Raw genomic sequence first — 946 nt, 5'->3', positions numbered from 1 at the left:
CGCGCCAAGCGGGTCGCCGTGATCCACCCGGAGGCGCTCGCCGACACCGGCGAGGCGCTCCGCGCCGACCTCGCCGAGCAGGGCTACGAGGCCGTCGCCATCCAGGTGCCGAACGCGGAGGAGGCGAAGACCGCCGAGGTCGCCGCGTACTGCTGGAAGGCGCTGGGCCAGACCGGCTTCACCCGCAGCGACGTGATCGTCGGCGTCGGCGGCGGTGCCACCACGGACCTGGCGGGCTTCGTGGCCGCCACCTGGCTGCGCGGGGTGCGGTGGATCGCGGTGCCGACGACGGTGCTGGCGATGGTGGACGCGGCGGTCGGCGGCAAGACGGGCATCAACACGGCCGAGGGCAAGAACCTGGTCGGCGCCTTCCACCCGCCGGCGGGGGTCCTGTGCGACCTGGCGGCGCTCGACTCGCTGCCGGTGCACGACTACGTCAGCGGTCTCGCGGAGATCATCAAGGCCGGCTTCATCGTCGACCCGGTGATCCTCGACCTGATCGAGGCGGATCCGGCCGCGGCCCGCACCCCCGCCGGCCCGCACACCGCCGAACTGATCGAGCGGTCCATCCGCGTCAAGGCCGAGGTCGTCTCCGGCGACCTCAAGGAGTCCGGCCGCCGGGAGATCCTCAACTACGGCCACACCCTCGCCCACGCCGTCGAGAAGAACGAACGCTACCGATGGCGCCACGGCGAGGCCGTCTCCGTCGGCATGGTCTTCGCCGCCGAACTGGGCCGTCTCACCGGCCACCTCGACGACGCCACCGCCGACCGGCACCGCACCCTGCTGGAATCGGTCGGCCTGCCGCTGACCTACCGCGGCGACCAGTGGCCGAAGCTCCTGGAGACGATGAAGGTGGACAAGAAGTCCCGCGGCGACCTGCTCCGCTTCATCGTCCTCGACGGCCTCGGCAAGCCGACCGTCCTGGAAGGCCCCGACCCGGCCG

1 protein-coding gene is annotated in these 946 nt (G+C 72.4%); it reads left to right on the top strand.

What is annotated here, in order from left to right:
- A partial coding sequence (gene aroB, locus K7G60_RS38585; RefSeq protein WP_225805628.1) for a 3-dehydroquinate synthase occupies positions 1-946 on the top strand: 946 nt, incomplete at both ends.

The sequence above is a fragment of the Streptomyces sp. NK15101 genome (genome assembly GCF_020400725.1).
Taxonomy (GTDB): domain Bacteria; phylum Actinomycetota; class Actinomycetes; order Streptomycetales; family Streptomycetaceae; genus Streptomyces.
Note: the sequence above shows the minus strand (reverse complement) of the source record. Positions and strands in the feature narration are given on the sequence as shown.